Origin of the sequence: Celeribacter sp. SCSIO 80788 (genome assembly GCF_051054295.1) — a bacterium.
Lineage (GTDB): Bacteria > Pseudomonadota > Alphaproteobacteria > Rhodobacterales > Rhodobacteraceae > Celeribacter.
The window spans coordinates 122625-144377 of record NZ_CP150483.1; the positions used below are offsets into that span (position 1 = coordinate 122625).

General features: G+C 61.3%; 19 protein-coding genes. 4 read left to right on the plus strand and 15 right to left on the minus strand.

Annotation, left to right across the window (positions count from 1 at the left end; translation table 11 throughout):
• Positions 1-3: 3 nt before the first annotated feature.
• The 11 genes from V1471_RS19345 to V1471_RS19395 all read right to left on the minus strand — a co-directional run bounded on the left by V1471_RS19345 (position 4) and on the right by V1471_RS19395 (position 11338).
• Positions 4-1494 (minus strand): flavin-containing monooxygenase, encoded by a 1491-nt coding sequence (locus V1471_RS19345; RefSeq protein ID WP_434291136.1) that lies wholly within the window; start codon positions 1492-1494, stop codon positions 4-6.
• 15 nt (positions 1495-1509) lie between these two features.
• On the minus strand, positions 1510-2391 hold the full coding sequence (locus tag V1471_RS19350; protein WP_434291137.1) for an alpha/beta fold hydrolase: 882 nt from the start codon (positions 2389-2391) through the stop codon (positions 1510-1512).
• A gap of 162 nt (positions 2392-2553) precedes the next feature.
• On the minus strand, positions 2554-3312 hold the full coding sequence (locus tag V1471_RS19355; RefSeq protein WP_434291139.1) for an SDR family oxidoreductase: 759 nt from the start codon (positions 3310-3312) through the stop codon (positions 2554-2556).
• A gap of 10 nt (positions 3313-3322) precedes the next feature.
• Positions 3323-4078: an SDR family NAD(P)-dependent oxidoreductase gene (locus tag V1471_RS19360; protein WP_434291140.1), complete on the minus strand. Its 756-nt coding sequence runs from the start codon at positions 4076-4078 to the stop codon at positions 3323-3325.
• A gap of 186 nt (positions 4079-4264) precedes the next feature.
• Positions 4265-4981, minus strand: a complete 717-nt coding sequence (locus V1471_RS19365; protein ID WP_434291141.1) for an ABC transporter ATP-binding protein — start codon at positions 4979-4981, stop codon at positions 4265-4267.
• Entirely contained in the window at positions 4978-6702 is a 1725-nt protein-coding gene (locus tag V1471_RS19370; RefSeq protein ID WP_434291142.1) for a branched-chain amino acid ABC transporter ATP-binding protein/permease, read from the minus strand. Before V1471_RS19370 ends, V1471_RS19365 begins: the two co-directional genes overlap by 4 nt.
• Positions 6689-7558, minus strand: a complete 870-nt coding sequence (locus tag V1471_RS19375; RefSeq protein ID WP_434291143.1) for a branched-chain amino acid ABC transporter permease — start codon at positions 7556-7558, stop codon at positions 6689-6691. Before V1471_RS19375 ends, V1471_RS19370 begins: the two co-directional genes overlap by 14 nt.
• 66 nt (positions 7559-7624) lie before the next feature.
• Complete coding sequence (locus tag V1471_RS19380; RefSeq protein ID WP_434291144.1) at positions 7625-8806, minus strand: ABC transporter substrate-binding protein; 1182 nt, start codon at positions 8804-8806, stop codon at positions 7625-7627.
• Between the two features lie 87 nt (positions 8807-8893).
• Positions 8894-9358, minus strand: coding sequence for a cupin domain-containing protein (locus V1471_RS19385; protein WP_434291146.1), 465 nt, complete (start codon positions 9356-9358; stop codon positions 8894-8896).
• Positions 9359-9368: 10 nt separating this feature from the next.
• Positions 9369-10157, minus strand: a complete 789-nt coding sequence (locus V1471_RS19390; protein ID WP_434291147.1) for a 3-ketoacyl-ACP reductase — start codon at positions 10155-10157, stop codon at positions 9369-9371.
• Between the two features lie 194 nt (positions 10158-10351).
• Positions 10352-11338, minus strand: a complete 987-nt coding sequence (locus V1471_RS19395) for a helix-turn-helix domain-containing protein (protein ID WP_434291149.1) — start codon at positions 11336-11338, stop codon at positions 10352-10354.
• 317 nt (positions 11339-11655) lie between these two features.
• Here V1471_RS19395 and V1471_RS19400 point away from each other — a divergent pair, with 317 nt between their 5' ends.
• The gene (locus tag V1471_RS19400; protein WP_434291150.1) at positions 11656-12441 is read left to right on the plus strand and encodes a FadR/GntR family transcriptional regulator; all 786 of its coding nucleotides are present in this window, start codon (positions 11656-11658) and stop codon (positions 12439-12441) included.
• Between the two features lie 103 nt (positions 12442-12544).
• On the opposite strand, the gene nadC is transcribed toward V1471_RS19400, so the two are convergent.
• The 4 genes from nadC to V1471_RS19420 all read right to left on the minus strand — a co-directional run bounded on the left by nadC (position 12545) and on the right by V1471_RS19420 (position 16918).
• Positions 12545-13414 carry a carboxylating nicotinate-nucleotide diphosphorylase gene (gene nadC / locus V1471_RS19405; protein ID WP_434291151.1) on the minus strand — a complete coding sequence of 290 codons (870 nt, stop codon included), beginning with the start codon at positions 13412-13414 and terminating at the stop codon, positions 12545-12547.
• Entirely contained in the window at positions 13411-14985 is a 1575-nt protein-coding gene (locus V1471_RS19410; RefSeq protein WP_434291153.1) for an L-aspartate oxidase, read from the minus strand. The genes nadC and V1471_RS19410 overlap by 4 nt, the downstream gene beginning before the upstream one ends.
• Entirely contained in the window at positions 14985-15953 is a 969-nt protein-coding gene (nadA, locus tag V1471_RS19415) for a quinolinate synthase NadA (RefSeq protein WP_434291155.1), read from the minus strand. Before nadA ends, V1471_RS19410 begins: the two co-directional genes overlap by 1 nt.
• 80 nt (positions 15954-16033) lie before the next feature.
• Positions 16034-16918 carry an NUDIX hydrolase gene (locus V1471_RS19420; protein WP_434291156.1) on the minus strand — a complete coding sequence of 295 codons (885 nt, stop codon included), beginning with the start codon at positions 16916-16918 and terminating at the stop codon, positions 16034-16036.
• 782 nt (positions 16919-17700) lie between these two features.
• Between V1471_RS19420 and repA the strand changes: the two genes are divergently transcribed.
• From repA to repC, 3 genes are all read left to right on the plus strand, one after another.
• Positions 17701-18891, plus strand: coding sequence for a plasmid partitioning protein RepA (repA, locus tag V1471_RS19425; protein ID WP_434291158.1), 1191 nt, complete (start codon positions 17701-17703; stop codon positions 18889-18891).
• Entirely contained in the window at positions 18888-19901 is a 1014-nt protein-coding gene (gene repB / locus V1471_RS19430; RefSeq protein ID WP_434291160.1) for a plasmid partitioning protein RepB, read from the plus strand. Before repA ends, repB begins: the two co-directional genes overlap by 4 nt.
• 182 nt (positions 19902-20083) lie before the next feature.
• A complete protein-coding gene (gene repC / locus V1471_RS19435; RefSeq protein ID WP_434291161.1) occupies positions 20084-21331 on the plus strand; it encodes a plasmid replication protein RepC in 1248 nt (415 codons plus the stop codon).
• Positions 21332-21753: the final 422 nt, after the last annotated feature.

The window sequence follows — 21753 nt, forward strand, 5'->3', positions numbered from 1 at the left end:
TCCTCATTCCGCTGCGGTGGCCGGAAGGCCGGTATAGCCTTCGGGATGGAACGTGCCGTTCTCATCGCGGAAGGCATAGGCGAAGTCGGGCCAGAGCACGGTCAGCCGGTCGGAGCGCGGATCGCGGTACCAGAACTTGCACCCCCCATCGAGCCAAACGGTGCCCTTCGCCACGTCCTCGATGTGGTCGAGATAGGCGGCTTCGGCTTCGGGCCGGGCCTCCAACGTCTCAAAGCCTTGCGCTTCGGCATGATCGAGCGCGCCGAGGATGTAATCGACCTGCGCTTCGATGATATAGACCATCGTGTGATGCCCGAGCCCGGTATTCGGCCCCAAGAGCATGAACATATTGGGGAAATTCGGCACGGCGATGGAATCGTAGGCTTGCATGCCGCGGTCCCACTGATCGGCGAGCTTGACGTGATCGCGACCATAGACCCGATGCGCCACGGGCGGTTCGGGGGCTTCGAACCCGGTCGCGAAGATCAGCACGTCGACGTCATACTCCGCACCGCTTGCGGCGACGGCCTTGCCGCCCTCGACGCTGGCCAGCGCCGAGGTTTCAAGCGTCACATTGTCCTGCGTGAAGGCCGGGTAATAGGTGTTGGCGATCAGGACGCGTTTGCAGCCGATCTCGTAATCCGGCGTCAGTTTCGCGCGCAGGTCCTCGTCCGGCACCTGATCGGCGAGATGGCCAAGCGCCATATTACGCGCCTCGGCGATAAAGGTCGGAACGGCGCGGCGTTGGGCGTACATATATTCGCCCATCCAGAAAATCTCTTCGCGCATATTCTCCATGAGGTGGGGCAAACGGGCAAAGCTGCGCTTTTCGGTCTCGCTATAGGCGCGGTCCGGGCGCGGCACGATATAGGGGGCGGAGCGTTGGAAGACGATCATCTCGCCCGCCAGTTTTGCCACCTCGGGCACGATCTGGATCGCGGACGCGCCGGAGCCGACGATGCCGACACGTTTGCCCTTGAGATCAACCGAATGATCCCACATCGAGGAATGGAAGGCCGTGCCGGTAAAGCCATCGAGCCCCGGAATATTCGGCAGATGCGCATCGGCCAGAACGCCCGTCGCGGTGATCAGATATTGCCCGCGCCAGATGCCCTCTGACGTCTCGGCGGTCCAGCGCCGCGTGCTCTCATCCCAGGACGATTTCAAAAGCTCCGCCCCAAAATGGATATGCGGCACAAGCCCGGTCTTTTGCGCACAGTCGCGCAGGTAGTCCCAAATCTCGCCCCCCGGCGAATAGACCCGCGACCAGTCCGGCTTCGGCATGTAGGAAAACGAATAGAGATGCGAGGGCACATCGCAGGCCACACCGGGATAGGTATTGTCGCGCCATGCCCCGCCCACATCCTCGGCGCGTTCGAGAATGACGAAATCGTCGATGCCCTTTTCCTTGAGCTTCATCGCCATGCCAAGCCCCGCAAAGCCAGCGCCGACGATGATGATAGTCGTGTCGTGAATCGGTTTCTGCTGTGTCATCTGGTCTCTCCGGGATTACGGTTTCAGGGCGGGCACGGTGCTGCCGGCCGGGTATTCTTCCGGGTTGGCGGCAAAGCGATCGACAAGGCGCGTGACCTCGGCGGGGCGTTCGAACACGGCGGCATGGCCCGAGCCGATCTCGGCAAAGCGCGCATTCTCAATGGCCCCGAACAGGGCGTGCGCGTGGTGCAGCGGCACCATCGTGTCGTAAGTGCCGGAGATGATCAGCGTCGGCGCGGTGATCCTGGGGACTTCCTCCGTGATGTCGACGCGGGCGTTCAGCTCCATCTGAGCATCGACAAACGCATCGAGCGGCATGGCGCCGACGGCCATTTCCTCGACGGTTTTCGAGGCCAAAAACGGCGCGCTGAAGGCGGCGTAGATGGTGTAATCGTTCAACTCGGAGAGACCGGCGTTGCGCAGCGCAAACCATGTCCGGTTGAAGAAGGTCATCATCGTGTCGGTCTTGATCCACCCGGCCAAAAGCACGAGGTTTTCGATCTTGTCCTGATGACGCCCGGCCATGAACCCGGCCACGACCGCCCCCAAGGAAAAGCCCAAAAGCGTCACCTTCTGCCGCGGACAGGCGGCTTCCATAACGGCCAGAACCTGTGCCTCAATATGCTCAAGCTCAAGCTTTTCGCCCGCTTTCACCGGGTTGGCGAGATCGAGCGAGATCACCCGGTGATGGGTGGCCAACATCGGGAAGAGAAAGCCGAAATGGCCCATCGTCGAGCCGGACGAGCCGTGGATCAAAACCACAGGCGGATGGGCTGTGTTGCCCTGCCCGGCCTCATGATAGGTGACGGAGATGCCGTTCACTTCGATCTGTCGGGTCTCGACCCCGGCGGCCAGCGCAGGCATTTGGCCGGGCTTCTGGTTGTCGCTGTCTTTCACGAATAATCCTCCTCTCTCTGCACCGCTCCAGGCGGGCAAAATCTCCCACATCTGCATGGTCTTAGCCCTCAGATGTTTCCTCTTGATCTGATGTTAGTCCGACTGTCCGACAACACGTTGCCGAGGCGGCACAACCTCTTTGCAGCGCCGGAACAGATCGCGTCAGTAGCCAGTGGATGGCCGCATCAAATCGCGGCGCGCCTCCAGAGGCGTTGCATCGAAAACGGCCTGCGCCTCGCGGTCCTCGTCGCGCACGAACCAATGGACCCGCTGTTCTTGCGTTGCCTGATAGACCGTTTCGGCCACCCTCTCCGGCGTCACATGGACGCCCGCAAGTTCGACGGATTTCGCCGTCGCATCGGCCTTGGAGAGCATGGGCGTGGCGACATAGCCGACCATCAGGTCAGAGACCCAGATGCCCATCGGTTCGAATTCGATGTTGAGCGCCTCGGTCAGGCCGCGCACCGCGAATTTGCTGGCGGAATAGGCCGCGAGATCCGGCACGCCATGGATCGCCGCCGCCGAACTCATGGTGACGATATGGGCGTTCTCGGCGGATTTGAGCGCGGGCAAAGCGGCGCGGATCGCGTTCATCACGCCTTTGACATTCACGTCGAACAGCGCGTCGAGCCGGGCGGGATCGGCCTCGGCGAAGGGGTGCATATCCAAAAGCCCGGCGGAGTTGAACAGCGCGGTCAGACCGCCCTCTTTTGTAAAGGTGTTCATCGCCGTTGCGATGCTGTCGCGATCCAGAACATCGACCGTGAACGCCGCGCCACCGATCTCGGAGGCCAGCGCTTCGACCGCCGCGCCATCGCGATCCGCCAAAGCCACGCGCCAGCCCTTTGCGGCAAACACCCGCGCCGTGGCGGCCCCGATGCCGGAGCCTGCGCCGGTGATGAATATCGACTGTTGTGTCATGATCCGGCCCTCAGTCCACGAACTGTCCGCCAGCCGAGTAAAGCGTCTGGCCGGTGGTGTAGCTGCTGGCGTCCGAGGCGAGGAAGAGGCAGGCTTCGGCCTGTTCGCGCGCCGTGCCCGTGCGATTCATCGGCGTCATCGACATGGCCCATTTGTCCTCTTCCGTGCCCTTCTCGAAATCCCACATCGGCGTTTCGGTAAAGCCGGGTGCCAGCGCATTGACGCGGATGTTCTGCGGCGCAAGTTCGAGCGCCATCACCTTGGTCATCATGATCACCCCCGCTTTCGCCATGCAGTAGGGCCCGGAGCCGTGGATCGGGATTTTACCGGCGGTCGAGGCGATGTTGACGATGCTGCCGCCCTGCCCTTGCTTTTGAAGCTGACGCCCGACAGCACGGGCGGAGCGCAGAACGCCCATCATGTTGATGTCGATCATGTTTTCGAACACCGGCGTTTCGACATCGAGAATGGGCATCGGATCGAGCCGAATGCCCGCCGCGAAGACGCCGATATTGACCTGACCGAAGGCTTTTACAGTCGCCTCGACCATGGCGTCACAATCGGCTTCGGACTTGGTGTTGACCCTGACCTGAATGGCCTCGCCGCCCATGGCTTTGATCTGGGCTTCCGTGTCGTCGCTCGGGTTGAGATCGGCCAAGACGAGCTTGGCCCCTTCCTCGGCAAATCGCAGGGCAATCGCCTGCCCGATGCCGCTCGCGGCCCCCGTCACGATAGCCACTTTGCCGTCGAGTTGTTTTTCGGTCATGTCATCCTCCGATCGCGCCCGCCAGCGCGAGCCTCTTGCACAGGAGGTTAGGACACGGGAGCCCGGCCCACTTGATACACCGGGCATGACCTGTTTGCATTCCCGGCACAGTCCCCATCGGGGTGTATAAAAAAGACGCCCCGAAACGGGGCGTCAGGCTCAGGGTGGTAAATCGGGGGACCCGGCTCAGGCGGCGGTTTCCGCCTCGCCCAGATCGCCGAGATAGAGGTGATGCAGCTTTTCAGGGTCCTGCATCAAAGTGGCACAATCGCCCTCGTAGACGATGGACCCGCGCCGCATGACATAGGCCCGGTCGCCGATTTCGAGCGCGAGATTGGCGAATTGTTCGACGAGCACGACCGCAAGCCCCTGATCGGCGAGACGGCGCACGCCTTTCATCAACCGGCTGACGACGACGGGCGCAAGCCCCGCCGACATCTCATCAATCAGGATCACCCGCGGACGGCCCACCAAGGCGCGGCCGATCACGACCATCTGCTGCTCGCCGCCCGACAGCATCATGGAGGCCACATCGCGGCGCGCCAGAAGTTCGGGGAAGAGCTCATAGACTTCATCGAGGCTCGAATCCTCATGCATCCCGACCTTGAGGTTCTCCTCCGTGGTCATGGTGCCGAAAATCGTTCGCCCCTGTTCGACATGGGCAATGCCCGAGAGCGCGCGCTGGCCGGGTTTCAGTTTGCCCACGTCATTTCCCGCAACAAGGATCGTGCCGGAGGCCACCGGGCAGACGCCCGAGATGCCTTCAAGCAGCGTGGTTTTGCCCGCACCATTGGCGCCCAAAAGCACGCTGATCTCGCCCGCGCGTGCGATGAGATTGAGGTCCCGCACCACCGGGATGCCGATGCGATTGATCACCAGGCCCTTGGTTTCCAAGACGTTCATTCCGCCGCCTCCTGTTCGAAATCGATGCCCATATAGGCTTTCTTGACGACCGGCATATCGAGCACCTGCGCGGTCGGCCCCTGCGCCAGAACCGTGCCGAAATCCAGAACCGTCACCTGCGAGCACGCCGTGCGCACCAGATCCATGTCATGCTCGATGAGCAACACGGACGAGCCGAACCGCGCCGGGATTTCCGCGATGCGTTTGCCCAGCATGACGGCTTCGGCATAGGACTGACCGGCGGCGGGTTCGTCGAGCAAGATCACCGGCGGACGGGCCGCCACCACGCCCGCGACATCGAGCAAACGGCGCGCACCCGAGTCGATGGCGCTGATCGGGGTCTGGGGCGTTGGGCAATCGAGCCAGGCCAGAACCGCGTCGATCTGCGTATCGCTCAGCCCCCCACCCGAGGCGAGATTGACATAGTCCCCCACCGAAAGATCGGGCGAAATCCGCGTCGTCTGCCATGTCCGGCGCAGACCGGCATGGGCGCGGTCGCAAGGGGTCAGCCCTTCCATCGGCTTGCCTTGGAACAGGACGCTACCTTCGTATTTGTAGAGATAGCCGGTGAGCGCATCGACAAAGGTCGATTTGCCTGCGCCGTTCGGGCCGATCAGGCCCACGACCGTGGCTTTCGGCACCGAAAGCGACGCACCATTGAGCGCCACCACATTGCCGTAGCGCACGGTCAGCTCGCGGGCTTCGAGCACGGTTTCGACCTCGACGGCTTCACGCGCGGCAGGCAGGGACTCGACACCTGCACGCGGGGCTTTGGCGACGCGTTTGGGCATGATCTTACCCCAGAGCCGCATGAAGGTTTCGCTGATCGTCTCGCCGGTGGACAGCGCCTGCACAGCGCCGAGACCGAAGACCACGCTGCCCAGATCCTGCGGCAGGTTCAGACGGCGCAGAAGCTCCGGGAAGAGCGCCACAAGCACGCCGCCCAAAATGGCGCCCAAGGGAAACTGCGCACCGACCATGATCGCCACGGCAAAAAGCACAAGCGATTGCATCATCGAGAAGTTTTCCGCCAGAAGCGTACCCATATAGCCCGCCAGAAGCCCGCCGGAAATGCCCGCGATAAACGAACTGATAGCGAAGGCGCTGAGCTTTGCCCAAGGCACGGAAACGCCCAGAGAGGCCGCCGCGCGCTCGGAATGGCTCACGGCCAGCCAGGACGCGCCAAGCTTTGAGCGCGACACGAATTCGAGCGCCACGGCGACGAGGCCGTAGATCGCCAGCACGAGGATGAAATAGCCCTGATCGCTGTCAAACCCCATCGGGCGTTCGACCATTTTGAACGAGGTTTGCCCCGGATAGGTGATGGTGCCGAGCACCACGCCGAAGGCCACGGCAAAGCCCAAGGTCACGATGGCAAGGTTGATGCCCCGAAGGCGCAGCGCAGGCAGGCCGATCGCCAGACCGAAGGGCAGCGCCGCAAAGCCGCCGATCAGGAGCCAGACGAAAAACCCGCCGGGAAAGCCGATGAGATTGAGGTAGCCGACGGTCCATGCGCCGACACCCGCAAAGCTCATCTGGCAGAGCGAGATCATCCCCGCGCGGCCGACGACAAGCCCGAGGCTTTGCAGCGACATGCCGATGATGAACACGGCGGTCAGGAGGAAAATCCAGTAAGACGGCAACAGCAACAGGCACAAAGCGCCCGCCGCGATCACCAGTGCCGCCACTTTGGAGGCGGCCATGTAACTATCGCGCTTCATCCCAACGGGCTCCTCTTTGCGACCACATGAGAACGGTGAGAATGACAAGGAAAGGCACGGCGGCGCGGTACTGATTGAGCCCCACGAAACCGCTCGCCAGCCCCTCGATCACGCCGATGGCGATGCCGCCTACAAGCGCTGCGCGGAAACTGTTGAACGATCCGACGAGGGCGGCGGCAAAGGCCGGCACGACCAAGAGGCTCAGAGAGCCGAAGTCCGGCGAACGCAACGGCGCGATGAGCATGAGCGCAATCGTCGTGACCGCACCGCTCAGAGCCCAGACCCCAAGTGCCAGACGCCGCACCGGCACGCCCAGAAGCTCGGCGGCCATGGGGCGTTCGGAGAGCGCGCGCAGCTGAAGCCCGGTGCGGGTGCGACCCAGAAATTGCTCGACCGCGATGGTCAGCGCAACGGCGAGGCCGATGGCCACGAAAGACGCATTGGTGACGGTCACGCCCGCGATCTTGAACCCGGCGCCGCCGATCAGATCGGGGAAGGCGCGCGGATGCTGGCCGCCGGTGAAACGCAGGCCGAGAGCGATGAGACAGACCAGAAGCGCTGCGGTCACAGCCGCTTTCACCGAGGGTGTGGAACCGGAAAACCAGATGGTTGTGACAAAACCGACCATGACGGAGGCAAGTGTGCCTGCGACGAGCCCGGTCAGAACGGCGGGCACCAACGGGTAGCCGTATTCCACCAGCATGACCATGACGAAGGCACCCACGGCGCCCAGAGCTGTTGCGGTGAAATTCACCACGGCGACGAGCCGATAGGTGAAGACCACGCAGACCCCGAGAATCGCATAGGCCCCACCGGCGGACAGCCCGGCAATGGCGGATGTGAGGAGGGATTCCATGACGTTATCCTTGCACTGCAAAGCGGGACGGCAGGCCTGATTTCCGCCGTCCCTTGGGAGATGATGTTAGTCGACGGTAGGAAGTTCGATCCACTCGGGCGTCACGACCTCCCAGACCCCGTCGTTAAGTTTGACAACCTTGGTGGAGCGCATCGGGCTGTCGGTGGAACCCTCGCCAAAGCGGTAGGCCCCGGCTGCGATCGGATAGGAGGCGGGCTCCATCTCGCGCAGCGCCTTGGTCACCGCTTCGCGTGTGACTTCGCCGTCGATCCCCTTGATCACATCCGTGATGATCTTACCGGCGAGAAAGCCGCCCTGAGAAAAGGCGCTTGGCGTGATGCCAGCCGGTTCGATGAGATCGTACCATTCCTGATTGGCGTCGTTTTTCAGCGTGTAGGGTTCCCATTCCGTACCGACATAAATCGGCTGCGGCGAATCCTTCAGGGCTGCGGCAACACCCTCGGTATAGCCCGAGGCGAGGAAGACCCAATCGATGCCGGAAATGCCCTGCGCATCGGCGGTGTTGATCCACTGAACGATGCCCGGCTCGACCTGATTGGTGAAGACCGCGTCACAGCCCTCATCGCGCGCCCGGATCAGGTAAGGCGTCAGATCGCCTTGCACCGGCAGCGTCATGTCGAGGATGTGCAGCGAATTGCCGGTGATCAGCTCCCATTCCTTGAGCGCGGTTTCCATGGCCTCTTTCCAGCCGCCGATCACATAGTTGAAGGCACAGACCTTTTCCGCGCCAAGCTCTTCGCTCGCGAAGTAGAGCATCGCGGTCGAGAGGACGTAGGGACCGGGGCTCACCGAGGCCACGGAAGGAGAGGTGAAACATACCGGATCGACACCGAGACCTGCGATATCCATCACATTGGACCGCTGGTACAGCTGGGCGTTCACGCCGCAATCCAACAGGCTGGCATTGCCTGCCATGGCGACGACTTTCTTGTTGTCGATCAGGTTGCGCGCGGCCTGTGTCGCCACCAGAGGATCGCCCCGGTCGTCGGCGATCTCGAACGCGACCTCACAGCCGTCGATCCCGCCTGCCGCGTTGAGCGCGTCGAAATAGGCGGCGGTGGTTTTCGGACTGGCCGAAAAATCCACGGGACCTGTGACGGTCGCGACGGCGCCGATCTGGATCGGGCCTTTCTCACAGCTCGGCCCCGCCAAAGCCGCGCCGGTCATCAGCAGAAGGCCCACGCCGGCAAGCGTCCCGATCTGCGTCGTTTTGTACGGTGTTGTCATTGTCTTTCTCTCTCTCCCTTAGTGATCACGGCTTATGCGTGGCCGTGGTGTTTTCTGGCGTCTCAGGACAGGCCGGACACCGAAATCTCAGTTTTCTGCGTCTGTGGCGGGCAGGCGTTGGAAGCCGATGAACACAAGCTCCTCGTCGCCATTCACCCAGTGATGCATCGTGCCCGGGTGAAACACGATCCAATCCCCCGGCGCGAAGGCGAAGGACGAGGCCGTGCTGCCGTCCGGTGCGTCATTGCCCATGGTCCCGTGCCCCGCGACGATATAGGCGACATAGGGATCGGGGCCGTCGTGGCTGACGATTTTGCCGCCCGGTGCCACGCGCCCCTCGAACAGCAAATGTCCCTCCATGCCCTGCCACATGAGGCCGTAACTGAACCCCTCGTTGGCCTGACCTGCGATCGCCGGAATCTCCGTCAACGCCGGGGTTTCGGTTGTGGTGTAGTGCGGGACCCCGGCCGCATCGTCCTCGACCACGAAAATTTCTGCGCTGGCCACCCAAGGCATCAAAAGCGCGGCGCTTATTGTCAGACTGCGACGCATCATCCTCTCCTCACGCAGTCCGAATGCCATAGCCGCCATCGACATAGATCGGATGCGCGACCGAGAACGGCAGGTCGCCCGCAGCCAGCATGGCCACCGTGCGCCCGACATCTTCCTCTTCGCCCCAGCGGTTCATCGGCACATGCCCCGCGGCGATATGGGCCTCTATGGCCTCGGTCGGAGAGCCCTCGCCCGCCGTGGTCATATCGGTGCGGATGAAGCCGGGGCGGACCTCCTGCACCTGAATGCCATGGCCCGCGAGCGTCAGGGCAAAGAGCCCCGCCACCATCGACAGGCCGGATTTTGAGATGCAATAGTCCGGGATTGCGACCGAAACGTGATTGGCGGCGATCGAGGTGATGAAGATCATCGAGCGCGCAAAACCCAGAGGCTCCGCCGCCACCATCAGCCGGGCAATCGCCTGTGCCAGAAACAGGTTGCCGCGCAGGTTGATGTTCATCGTATGCTCATAGGCCTCGCGGGTGAGCGTCAGCACATCGCTCAGGGCCAAAGGCGCAACGCCTGCATTGTTGACCAGACAGTCGATGCCTCCGAACGCATCCCATGCCGCCTGCGCCAGAGCGGCATGGCCGTCGAGATCGGCGATATTGCCTTGCAGGAACCGAACCCGCGCCCCCTCGGCCTCAAGCGCCGCCACAGTCTCGTGCGCAACCTCATCGTCATGCAGGTCGATCAGCACAAGATCGAAGCCGCGTGCGGCCAAAGCCATGGCGCATCCGCGCCCCAATCCGCGCCGTCCTCCCGTGACGACCGCCACAGGCTTGTCTCTCTCGGCCATTGTCATGTCCTCCCTCTCTTTGATCTGAGCTTACGCAGAGGGGAAAACGCGCTTTGACATTGCAGGCACTAAAACTTTGCAGGATCGGCGCAGCTTTATGCGTGCTGTGTTTGCACAGTGCGCTTTTGTGCGGAGAACAAAAAAGGGGGCCTCTCGCGGCCCCCTTTTCAACAGGATTTAAAACCCGGATGCGCTCAGTTGACCCGAAGCGACGCCCCGCTGGTCCGGGCGATCAGATCGCGCGGCGAGAGGCCGAAATGGGCTTTGAAGGCGCGATTGAAACTCGAAACATTGGTGAAGCCCATGGAATAGGCGATCTCACAGATCAACTGCTGGCCGCCGCCTTTCCGCTCCAACTCCATGCGGCACATTTCAAGGCGTCGCTTGCGCACCCAACGCATCGGCGAGGTGCCTTCGGCTGCGAAAATTTCCGACAGGTAGCGGGCGCTGATGCCGATGCCCTGCGCGATTTGCATGGGACTCAAATCCTCGTCATGCAGGTGTTCGTCGATGAAATCCTGCGCGCGTTTGAGGATTTTGCGCCGCCCGGACGAGGTGGTCTGCTGACCCGCGCTGAGATTGGCATTGATCACCTCGCCCAGAAAACTCAAAAGCGATTGCGAAAAGATGCGCGCGCCACGGTCCTTGAGATGATGGTTATTCGCCACCGCGCCATACATCATCTGTTTTGCCACACAGCCCAGTCCGCTTTGAATGTCGAGCGGTTTGCCCAGAACATCGTCCACGGAAATCGCATGCGCCCGCAGCAGTTTGCCGGGCACCCGAAGCCAGATCGCATCGAGCTCGTCCGACATGGCGATCTCATATTCCTCGCGGGTGTTCAGAAGCGTCAGATGATGGCTTTTGACGATACAGTCATGCCCGTTGCCGTTGCGGTTGAGATGCCGGATCTCGACCCCGCCCTGAAGCGGCATGCAGGCGAAATACTGGCCGTCTTCACCGTCTGTCATGTGGCGTTCGAGACGGCGCGACTTGCTGTTGCTGGCGCGATGTTTCGAGCGGATCAGCGACAGGTCGCCCATGGACGATACGATGAATTTGGCGCGCGCGTCCTTGGGCCATGACACGTCGACACGGGTAAAGATCGACCCGACAATTTCGGGGTCGAAAGCCCTCATGTTGACGACGGACGTCCCCGGCATAGCGATATGTGCGTTCATTGCCTCCTCCCTGGCGATGGTGCGTTCGCCCCTGTGGCCCGGCATGCGTCCTCCACACATGACCCCGGAACCGGCGAACAAGTGCCCCACTTTACGTAAGGTCTTCGGTCTGCATAGCCTGTTTTCTCAAATCCCCGATTCCGGGGCCGGAAAACCGACGGTGCTTGACCTTGTGTAACTTATGTAGGATTGTCGGACAATAGGAAAATACGACAGAGTCAAACCGCTTCCGCCTCCTCAAAGTGGCTCGCACGAACGGTGCCGCTCATGTTATGAAAGCCGCGCCTCGTTTTGCGCCCGATAGAAAGAGACCGATTTTGACCGAGACGCCGCGTTCTTCCGCATCGACCCTGTCGGCCCTGAAACTGGAACCCGGCTACAAACGTGTGGCGGGCGCGATCGAGGCCCAGATCGTCAGCGGTCAACTCAAGGCCGGTGAACTCTTGCCTACGGAAACCGATCTGGCCGACATCCTCGGGGTGCATCGCTCCACCGTGCGCGAAGGCATCCGGTCTCTCGAAAACGCAGGCCTTGTACAGCGCGGGGCGGGCAAACGCCTTCAGGTCGCGGTGCCCGATATGTCGGAGGTCGGCTCAGTTGTAACCCGTGCGCTGGGGTTGAAACAGGTGAGCTTTTTCGAGCTTTGGGAAATGCAGATGGTTCTGGAACCCTTCGCGGCGCGCCTTGCCGCCGAGCGGATGCCGAAAGATCTCGAACGCGCCCTGCATGACAATGTCGCCAATCTGCGCGACAACCTTGACGATGACGACTACGTCATTCGCAATGACACGGAGTTTCACCACCTGATCGCGGAAGGTGCGCAAAATGCTGCGCTGTCCATGTCGGTCGCTCCGATCGGCGCGCTGCTGTTTTCCGCGACGGTCAATCTCTATTCGAATGTTCCCCAAGCCCGTCACCGGCTTTTGGCGGCGCATGAGGCCATTCTGCGGGCGCTTGTGGACCGGGATGCCAAAGAGGCAGAGACCTGGATGGCGCGTCATATCCGGGACTTTCATCGTGGCTATGAACTGTTCGGAGTCGATCTGCACGATCCGATCACGCTTGATCCCCGCGCCATGGATTTCGTCAATCCGCGCGATTAAAGCGTTTTGCCGCGGCAACGTGCGGTGCCGCGGCCCTCGGTCTCAAGGACAGGCGCTGCGTCATGCGACGCAGAGGCACGGATCTCTCAAGGGGCGCTTGAGCTCACACCCCCGGCACGAAATCCAATCCGATATCGAGCACCGGTGCGCTGTGGGTGATCCAGCCCAGAGAAATCAGATCGACGCCCGTCGCCGCGACAGAGGCCGCGGTCTCCGGCGTGATCCCGCCCGAGGCTTCGGTGATCATACGGCCGTCGACCATCGCCACAGCCTGACGCAACACCTCCGGCGTCATGTTGTCGAGCAAAACCGCATCTGCCCCGATCTCCAGAACCTCGGCAAGCTGGTCGAGCGTGTCCACCTCGATCTCGATCTTCACCAGATGCCCCACCGTGGCCCGCACGCCCTCCAGTGCCGGGCGAATGCCGCCCGCGAGCGCGATATGGTTGTCCTTGATCAGCACCGCATCGGCCAGCGAATAGCGGTGGTTCATGCCACCCCCCGCCCGCACGGCGTATTTCTCAAGCGCCCGAAGCCCCGGCGTGGTCTTGCGGGTACAGGCAATCGCTGCCCCGCTCCCCGCCACCGCGCGCACCAGTTCGGCCGTGACGGTCGCAATCCCCGACAGATGCCCCATGAAATTGAGCGCGGTGCGTTCGGCGGTCAAAAGGCTCCGCGAGGGGCCTTCGAAGGTGGCGATCTGCGTGCCGGGCGTGACCAAAGCGCCGTCTTCGACCAGCCGTGTGACTGTGATCTTGGGATCGACGAGATGACAGGCGATCTCGGCACAATCGAGCCCGGCGATCACCCCGTCATGGCGCGACACAGCCGTGACGACGGAGCGATGTCCCGCCGGAATTGCGCCCACGGAGGTGATGTCGCCCGCCAGCCCGAGGTCTTCCTCAAGCGCCCGGCGCACCACGGGTTCGATCATCAGATGCGGCAGCGGGGCCAGACGAGAAACTTGGGTCACGTTACGATCTCCGGTTGCTTGGTCGCGGGGGCGAGGTGCCCCCCGCTCAGGGTGAAAATCTCATCGAGGGTCATGCGGCGGCGTATGGGTTGGGCGTCCGTCCCGGGAAAATCGCTGCGGGCATGGCCGCCCCGGGATTCTTTGCGAAGCGCGGCGAAACAGGCGACGCCAAGGGCTGCGATGGCCGCATCCGCCTCCGGTCCGTCGCCCATTGCCAGCGGGCGCAGAGCGCACAAAGCCGCCTCGATCCCTGCCCCGTCCCGGATCATGCCAAGAGACTTTGACACGATGGCGCGCACCTCATTGGCCTCTTGCGGCGGCAGGATTGGCGGCGCGGTCTGCGGGACAGTCTGCATCATGAGTTGACCATTGGCCGCGATGTCCCGCGCCGCGCTCCGTCCCATCACCACCGCTTCCAAAAGCGAATTGCTCGCCAATCGGTTCGCCCCATGGAGCCCGGTACAGCCACATTCGCCCACGGCCCAAAGCCCCGGCACAGAACTGCGTCCGGAAAGGTCCGTCGCGATCCCGCCCATGTAGTAATGCGCCGCCGGACGCACCGGGATCGGATCGCACGCCGGATCGATCCCCGCCTCAAGGCAAAACCGATGGATGATCGGAAATTTCGCGGCAAAACCCGCACCGATCGTGCGCGTTGCATCGAGGTAAACGCGCTCTCCTTGGCTGATCTGTGCCTGAATCGCACGGGCCACCACATCGCGCGGGGCCAGTTCCGCACCCGGTACGTCGGCCATGAAGCGTACACCTGCTCCGTTGATCAACCACGCCCCCGCGCCCCGCACCGCCTCGCTCACAAGCGCCAGCGGCGCGCGCGGCACATCGAGCGCCGTTGGATGAAACTGCACGAATTCCAGATCGGTGAGCACAGCCCCCGCCCGCGCCGCCATCATCACCCCCTGCCCGACATTGCCGCGCGGGTTCGTGGTGGCGTCATAAAGCCCGCCGAGACCACCCGTGGCCAAGACCACATGCGCGGTCGGCAGGATCGCCGCTTCATGGCCGTTCTGAATCCAAAGCCCGGTGACAGCTCCGTCCACCACACACACTCGCCGCGCCTCGATCTCTGTCAGGCAGGTGATCGATGGCGTGTTCAGCACAGCGGCGACCAGCGCTTCGGTGATCGCAGCCCCCGAACCGTCGCCGCCCGCATGCAGGATGCGGTGCCGCCCATGCGCGGCCTCAAGCCCGAGCGCATAGGCCCCGGTCTCATCGCGGTCAAAACGAACACCATAGTGTTCGAGCGTCTCGATCGCCACCCGCGCCTGAGACAGAATCCCCCGCGCAGCCTCCGGGTCGCAAAGCCCGGCCCCCGCACGCAGCGTATCGGCGACATGCTGTTCCGGGTCGTCCTCCGGGCCGACGCTGGCCGCAATCCCGCCTTGGGCCCAAAGGCTCGAACTTTCCCGGCCAAGCGCCGCCTTGGTCACAAGCACCACAGGGCGCGGTGCCAGTTCCAGCGCGGTCATCAGCCCGGCAATGCCGCTGCCGACCACCGCGATCTGACCCGCCAGCGGCGCGATGCGGGTCTCAAGAGGGCGCGGAGCGTCCATCAGACCGCCAGCATCCGCTCAACCGCGCGGCGTGCGTCATCCGCCACCGCCGGATCGATCGTGACCTCGTGCTGGCCGGTCTCAAGCGCCGCGCGAATGTTGGAAAGGCTGATTTTTTTCATATGTGGGCAAAGGTTGCAGGGCCGGACGAACTCCACATCCGGGTGATGCACCGCCACGTTGTCGCTCATCGAACATTCGGTCAAAAGCAGCACGCGCGCTGGTTTCTTGTCGCCCACGAAATCGGACATCACCGCCGTGGAACCGGAGAAATCCGCCTCCGCCACCACCTCCGGCGGGCATTCCGGGTGGGCCAGAACGGTGACGCCGGGATAGGCTTCGCGCATGCTGCGGATGTCTTGCGGGGTGAACAGCTCATGCACTTCGCAATGACCTTTCCACGCGATCAGTTCCACATCCGTCTCCCGCGCAACGTTCTGCGCGAGGTATTCATCGGGCAGCATCAGCACCCGCTCGACGCCCAAGGATTCCACCACCTGTTTCGCGTTGCCGGAGGTGCAGCAAATGTCGGACGCCGCTTTCACCGCCGCCGAGGTGTTCACATAGGTCACAACCGGCACGCCGGGGTGCGCCGCCCGCAAAAGCGCGATGTCCTCGGGCGTGATCGAGTCCGCCAGCGAGCACCCTGCCCCCATGTCCGGGATCAACACGGTCTTTTCCGGGTTCAGCAACTTGGCGGTCTCCGCCATGAAATGCACCCCCGCAAGAACGATGATATCGGCCTCGACATCCACCGCCTTGCGCGCCAGAGCCAGACTGTCGCCGACAATATCCGCCACGCCGTGAAAGATTTCCGGCGTCTGGTAATTATGCGCGAGGATCACCGCGTTTTTCTCGCGTTTCAGTCTGAGAATGGCCTCTATATCGTCCTCGAACAGCATCCAGTCGGGATGCGGGATGATCTTGGACACGCGGTCGTAAAGCTCGGGCAGGCGCATGGTTGTCATAGAGTCCTCCTTGTACTCTATTTGAGTACATCTTGGGTATGACTTATTCTCGCTGTGAGTTTATGTCAAGTCCATGACAGTCAGTGTCGCGAATAAGGGAGGCGCGCCCCCGAAAGCGCGCTCGCTTCCAGAATGGCGGAACGGTAACGGAACAGCTTGGCCGGACGCCCTCCCGTCTCACCGGACATCTCTCCGGTTTCCTCGATCAGGTTCTGCTGATCGATCTGACGGCGGAAGTTCGATTTGTGAAGCCGGACCCCCGTCAAAGCTTCGGTCATCCGCTGAAGATCCAGCAAGGTGAAGCTGTCGGGCATCAGTTCGAAGACCACCGGGTAATATTTGATCTTGGCCCGAAGCCGGGTGATGCCGGTGGCCAGAATGCGACGATGGTCCCCTGCCATCTGTCGGCCAAAGCCCGGTTCTTTCTCAAGCTGCGCTTCGTAAATCATTTCGTAGCGTTGTAAGACAAGGTCTTCATTCCAGATCGACCCGTTCAAACCAAAAAGAAACTCCACTCTTTGACGACGCGTTTCATCCCCATCCGCCCAGATCAGAAGCTGGTCGGTGATCTTTTCCAGAACAATGGGCCGACCGTCGCGGTGATCTTCCCACGGGAAATACTCATACCAGCTGCGCCATTCCGGCTGCGCCGATCCCAGGGCTACCTGTTCGCGCACCAGCCCGAGATACCCGATGGAAATATGCCGCGGCTGACGATGTGGGTCCGACGCCTCCCCTGCCCGGTCGCGATCGGCAAAGGTGTAAAGCTGTTCGAGATAGCCCACCGGATGCCCGGTCTGGCTTTCGATCCAGGCGCGCAAGCCGCTTTGCAGGCTGCGATGTCCGGTCTCAAAAGGCCCCGACGGCAACGCCGCCCCAACCCCGAGCGTCATGACGCGCGGCTCATTGTCCGTCACGGCAACGAGAACGGCGATCAGTTCGGCATGGGCGAGATTCTCGGGCAAGGGCAGGGTCCTGTGTGTCTCTGTCGATCAAACGGTTGAAAACCTGTCGGCATAAAAGAGGCCGCACACCCGTTTACCCCGGCTTTCCCGGTTTCGATAGATTACACAATGACAAAACAGACCTTTTGGTCGATTTTCAGGGCGGGATCACAGCTTTCCGCTCAGATCTCGATACAGGGTCTGGCAGAAACGCTTTCGCGCGCGATTGTCTCGGGGCGATGAGCATTCCCAAACGGCGAAGCATGGCCTGACCCGGATGGAAACGAATGCATCCGTTCTCTCCTCTAGTTTAGAATGCATTCTAAAATTCATTTCATTTACGATCATATGTCAAAAAAGGGTATATTTAGAGACGTTCGGGAATTTGCCGAGTATTTTCCTCTGCTCAATCGGAAGCCTGTTTCGCCTAGCCTTGTTCGGCGTCTGACATCGGGCTTACTCTGGCCACCGTCTCGACCTTTTGGGCGACCATCCGATCAGCATATCTGTCGCGTGGCCTGTCGGGGCAGATCGGTGTCGGTGCGCGTTGCGTTTTGTGCGACTCGCGTCGTGCGGATACGCTGGCCGAGTACGTTAAGCTATAGGCGTCGGCCACGTCTCTCCTACCAAATATAGAAAATACTTGATCGAATCCGACTCTTTCGGCAATAGTCACGAAAAAGAAGCGATAAACGCCAAATTCCGTGATCACGATTTCCGAGTTTGTGCGCGGGATTTAGGGGCAAGACATTTCATCAAGGGCGGCCAATAGCCGTCTCGATGGGCAGACAAAGGCGAATGACATGGCGGACGGTACGTCCAATCATCAAGACCTCAATGAGGTCATCCGTCAACACTCCGAAGCGCTGGCCGCGCAGTTGCATTCGCAGCGCGAAAGCCTGTTCCCGCCGGACGCGTCGAAACAGATGCGCAAGTTCATGTCGGGCGAGGCCGCAGCCCTTCTGGGCGTCAATGACTCCTACCTGCGCAAGCTTCATCTCGATGGCAAAGGCCCCTCCCCCGAGCTGACCCCCGGCAACCGCCGCCTCTATTCAGCACATGATATTCAGGCGCTTCGGGAGCTTTTGGAAAAAACAGCACGCAAACCGGGCGATTACCTGCCCGGTCGCCGTGATGGCGATCACCTGCAAATCATCGGTGTGATGAACTTCAAGGGCGGTTCTGGTAAAACCACGACCTCCGCCCATCTCGCGCAGCGTCTCGCCCTTTTGGGCTACCGCGTTCTGGCCATCGATCTCGATCCGCAGGCGTCCCTGACCGCGCTGCATGGTGTTCAGCCGGAATTCGACCTCGACGATGGCGGTACGCTCTATGACGCGATCCGTTATGACGACCCCGTGCCGATCCGTTCCATCATTCGCCCGACCTATATCCCCAATCTCGACCTGATCCCGGGCAACCTCGAACTGATGGAATTCGAACACGAAACCCCGCGCGCCCTGTCTCAGGGTAACGCAGGTCTGTTCTTCTTCCGCGTCCGGGAGGCCCTCGCTCAGGTCGATGAGGACTACGATGTCGTGGTGATCGACTGCCCGCCGCAGCTGGGCTTTCTCACCATGTCGGCGCTCTCGGCCTCCACCGGCGTCCTCGTCACCATTCACCCCGAGATGCTCGACGTGATGTCGATGTCCCAGTTCTTGCGCATGACCGCCGATCTGATGGATGTGATCGCCGAAAGCGGCGCCGATATGTCTCACGACTGGATGCGCTATGTGCTCACGCGCTACGAGCCCTCGGACGCGCCGCAAAACCGGATCGTTGCCTTCCTGCGCACGATGTACGGCGACACGGTGCTCAATGCGCCGATGCTCAAATCCACCGCAATCTCCGATGCCGGTCTGACCAAACAGACGCTCTACGAGGTCGAACGCTCGGCCTTCACGCGCTCGACCTATGATCGCGCGGTCGAAAGTCTTAATGCCGTGAACGACGAAATCGCCGATCTGATTCAGAAAACCTGGGGGCGCTCATGACCACCAGTAAGAAAAAGCGCATGTCCATGCTCGACAGCCTTGCCTCTGCCGGAGCCCCCTCCCCCACCACCGCGACCTCGATGATGACGAACAATCGCGCTCTGCGCTCCGCGCGTGATGCGGTCGATAGTCACCGCGTCTGGGATCTCGATCCCGCAGAGGTGCTGGATGATCGTTTGTCGGATCGTCTCGACCCGGAGGATGTCGCCGATCTGCGCGATGCGATTGAGGCCAATGGCCAGACCGTGCCCATTCTGGTGCGCCGTCACCCGAGCGAGCCGGACAGATACCTCCTCGTTTATGGCCGCCGTCGTCTTGAGGCGATCCGCACCTCGGAGAAGGTCGAAAAAGTTCGCGCCTTGGTCGCCAATCTCGACGATGACGCCGCCGTGCGTGCGCAAATCTCCGAGAACATGGCGCGACGTGACCTCTCCTACATCGAAAAATCTCTTTTTGCACAAGAGCTTATCGCAAACGGCTTTGGCACGCAGGCACAGGTTGCCGAGGTGCTGACGGTCACGAAATCCTCGATCTCCATGGCGTTGACCATTGTCGAGATGGTGGGATCTGATTTGATCCGCGCGATTGGCCCGGCCCATGGCATCGGCCGTCCACGGTGGGATGCTTTGGGACGTGCCATCGAAGAGGCCGGGCTGGATCGCGAGGCGCTGATCCGGGCGGCGGAGGATGTCTATACCGGGGCGCAGGTCGATCTGGTTGTCGAGGGGCAGGTGTCTGATCCGACCGATCTCTCGGTCGCGGCGTTTGAGGCGGTGGCAAAGCTGGTGGAGAAGGCCAGCAAGAAACGTCCCCCCGCGACGCCCTCCCGCGCTTCGAAGCAACAGCAGATTCTGACCTTTGACGGTGCCCGAGGGGGCTCGGTGAAACGCTCCGCAAAGGGGCTTGCGATCACGCTGGAGGACGGCGCCTTTGCCGATTGGATGATGGCCGAGGCCCAGGGTTTGATTTCCGAACTTCACACGCGTTGGAAAGAACGCGGCGAAGACTGAAGACTAACGAGCAGAAAACAACAAAACAGGAGGCACGAGCCGACAAAAGAAAAGGCCCCGTAAAGACATCGCCCTACGAGACCCTAACTTGTTTCTAGCACCTTCAAGGTAGTGTCGCGCGCATCAATTCGCAAGTCCAAAGTGATTCGCGAAGCGGGAATTCTTTGTCTTCGTGAACAGAAATGACCTACACACCCGTCTCGCCGTTTCGGCGAACCATTGATGCTGTCATCTTGAAGCATCAGGCGCGCTCCAACGCGGAGCTGCCCCCCAGTGGCGTCAACAAATGGGAAGCCCTGCGCGAACTTTCCGCCGCACGGGAGGCCTTTGGGCTGACCGATCGTGACATGACCGTGCTTCAGGCCCTTGTGAGCTTTCATCAGGCGACGATTTTGGGTGGCAATGACAGCAATCTGGTCGTGCACCCGTCGAACAACTCGATCTGTGAGCGTCTGAACGGCATGCCGGCCTCGACGATGCGCCGTCATCTCGGCCGTCTGGTCCATGCGGGTGTCGTGATCCGCCGTGACAGCCCGAATGGTAAACGCTACGCGCGCCGCTTCGGCGAGGAAAAGATCATCTACGGTTTCGATCTGACCCCGCTTGCACAGCGTTTCGAGGAGTTCTGTGAGGCCGCCGAGCAGATCAGGGCCGAGCAAGAGGCCTTCCAGCGTCTCAGAGAGGCTGTGAGCCTCATGCGCCGCGACCTGGCGTCTCTGAGTGTCTATGGCGAAGAGCTGCGCCCTGACCTGTCAATCTGGACCCAGTTTGCGGATCTCGCGGCCCTGACGGCACGCAGTCTTCGGCGCAAGTTGCAGATGGCTGATTTGGAGCGGCTTGAAGGCGATTTGCGGCGCGCGCTCGATCGGGCACGTAATATTCTCGAACCGGTTGTTTCAGAGAATATGAGCACCAATGAGTCTCATAATGAGCAGCACTATCAGAATTCAACTAAAGACTCTTATGACTCTGAACTTCGCCAAGAATTGGCAAAAGGCGGCGAGGGGGTCTCCCCTGCCCTTTCCGATCATTTGATTGATGGTGAGGAGGAATTCGGGACTGAAGCCGAGGCAGATCTGGCTCCGCCCGAACCTGACATCCCGATGCCCAACTTGCCGCTCGGTTTGGTCTTGCGCGGATGTCACGAAATTCTGACCTATGCGACCGGTCCTGTTCGGCACTGGCATGAGTTTGTCCGAACCGCAGAAATCGTTCGCCCGATGATGGGTATCTCGCCTTCTGCCTGGGACGAAGCCAAGCGTCATATGGGCGCTGTCGAGGCCTCCGTCGTGCTGGCGGCAATGTTGGAACGTATCAGCGACATTCGATCTCCGGGCGGCTATCTTCGCAGCTTGAGTGCCAAGGCGGCTTCGGGTGAGTTCTCTTCCGGTCCGATGGTGATGGCTCTCATGCGCAAACAGGCGGCATAATGTTCGATGGCCTGTCAGATGGAAGGACGCGTTCACAGATGTGAACGCGTTTTCCAGATGTCCTATCTCGGACTGGATTAGAGTCTAAATAGGTTTTGGGGTTAGACTCTGTTGGGCCGGATTTGTGTCTGTTTATAGCGCTCCGACAAGAATGTGAATCGTTGGATTTCCCTTTAAGGCTGATCTGCGATTCCTTTTGTAGGGGTAAGATCTCATCATGGGAGACCTTTTGGGAAACGCACTACGGATGCGGCTTAAGAAACTGATGGAGAAAGGGGGAACCGTGTGAAGCCCGCGCCGCACCATGAGCGCTCTGGAATGCTGCTTCGGCACTAGACTGAACCGAGCAGGAAGTAGCGTCGCCATGCAATATCTCCACAGGTGGGGCGAAAGTGACAATGGCCGTTGCGATGCCGTCGAGT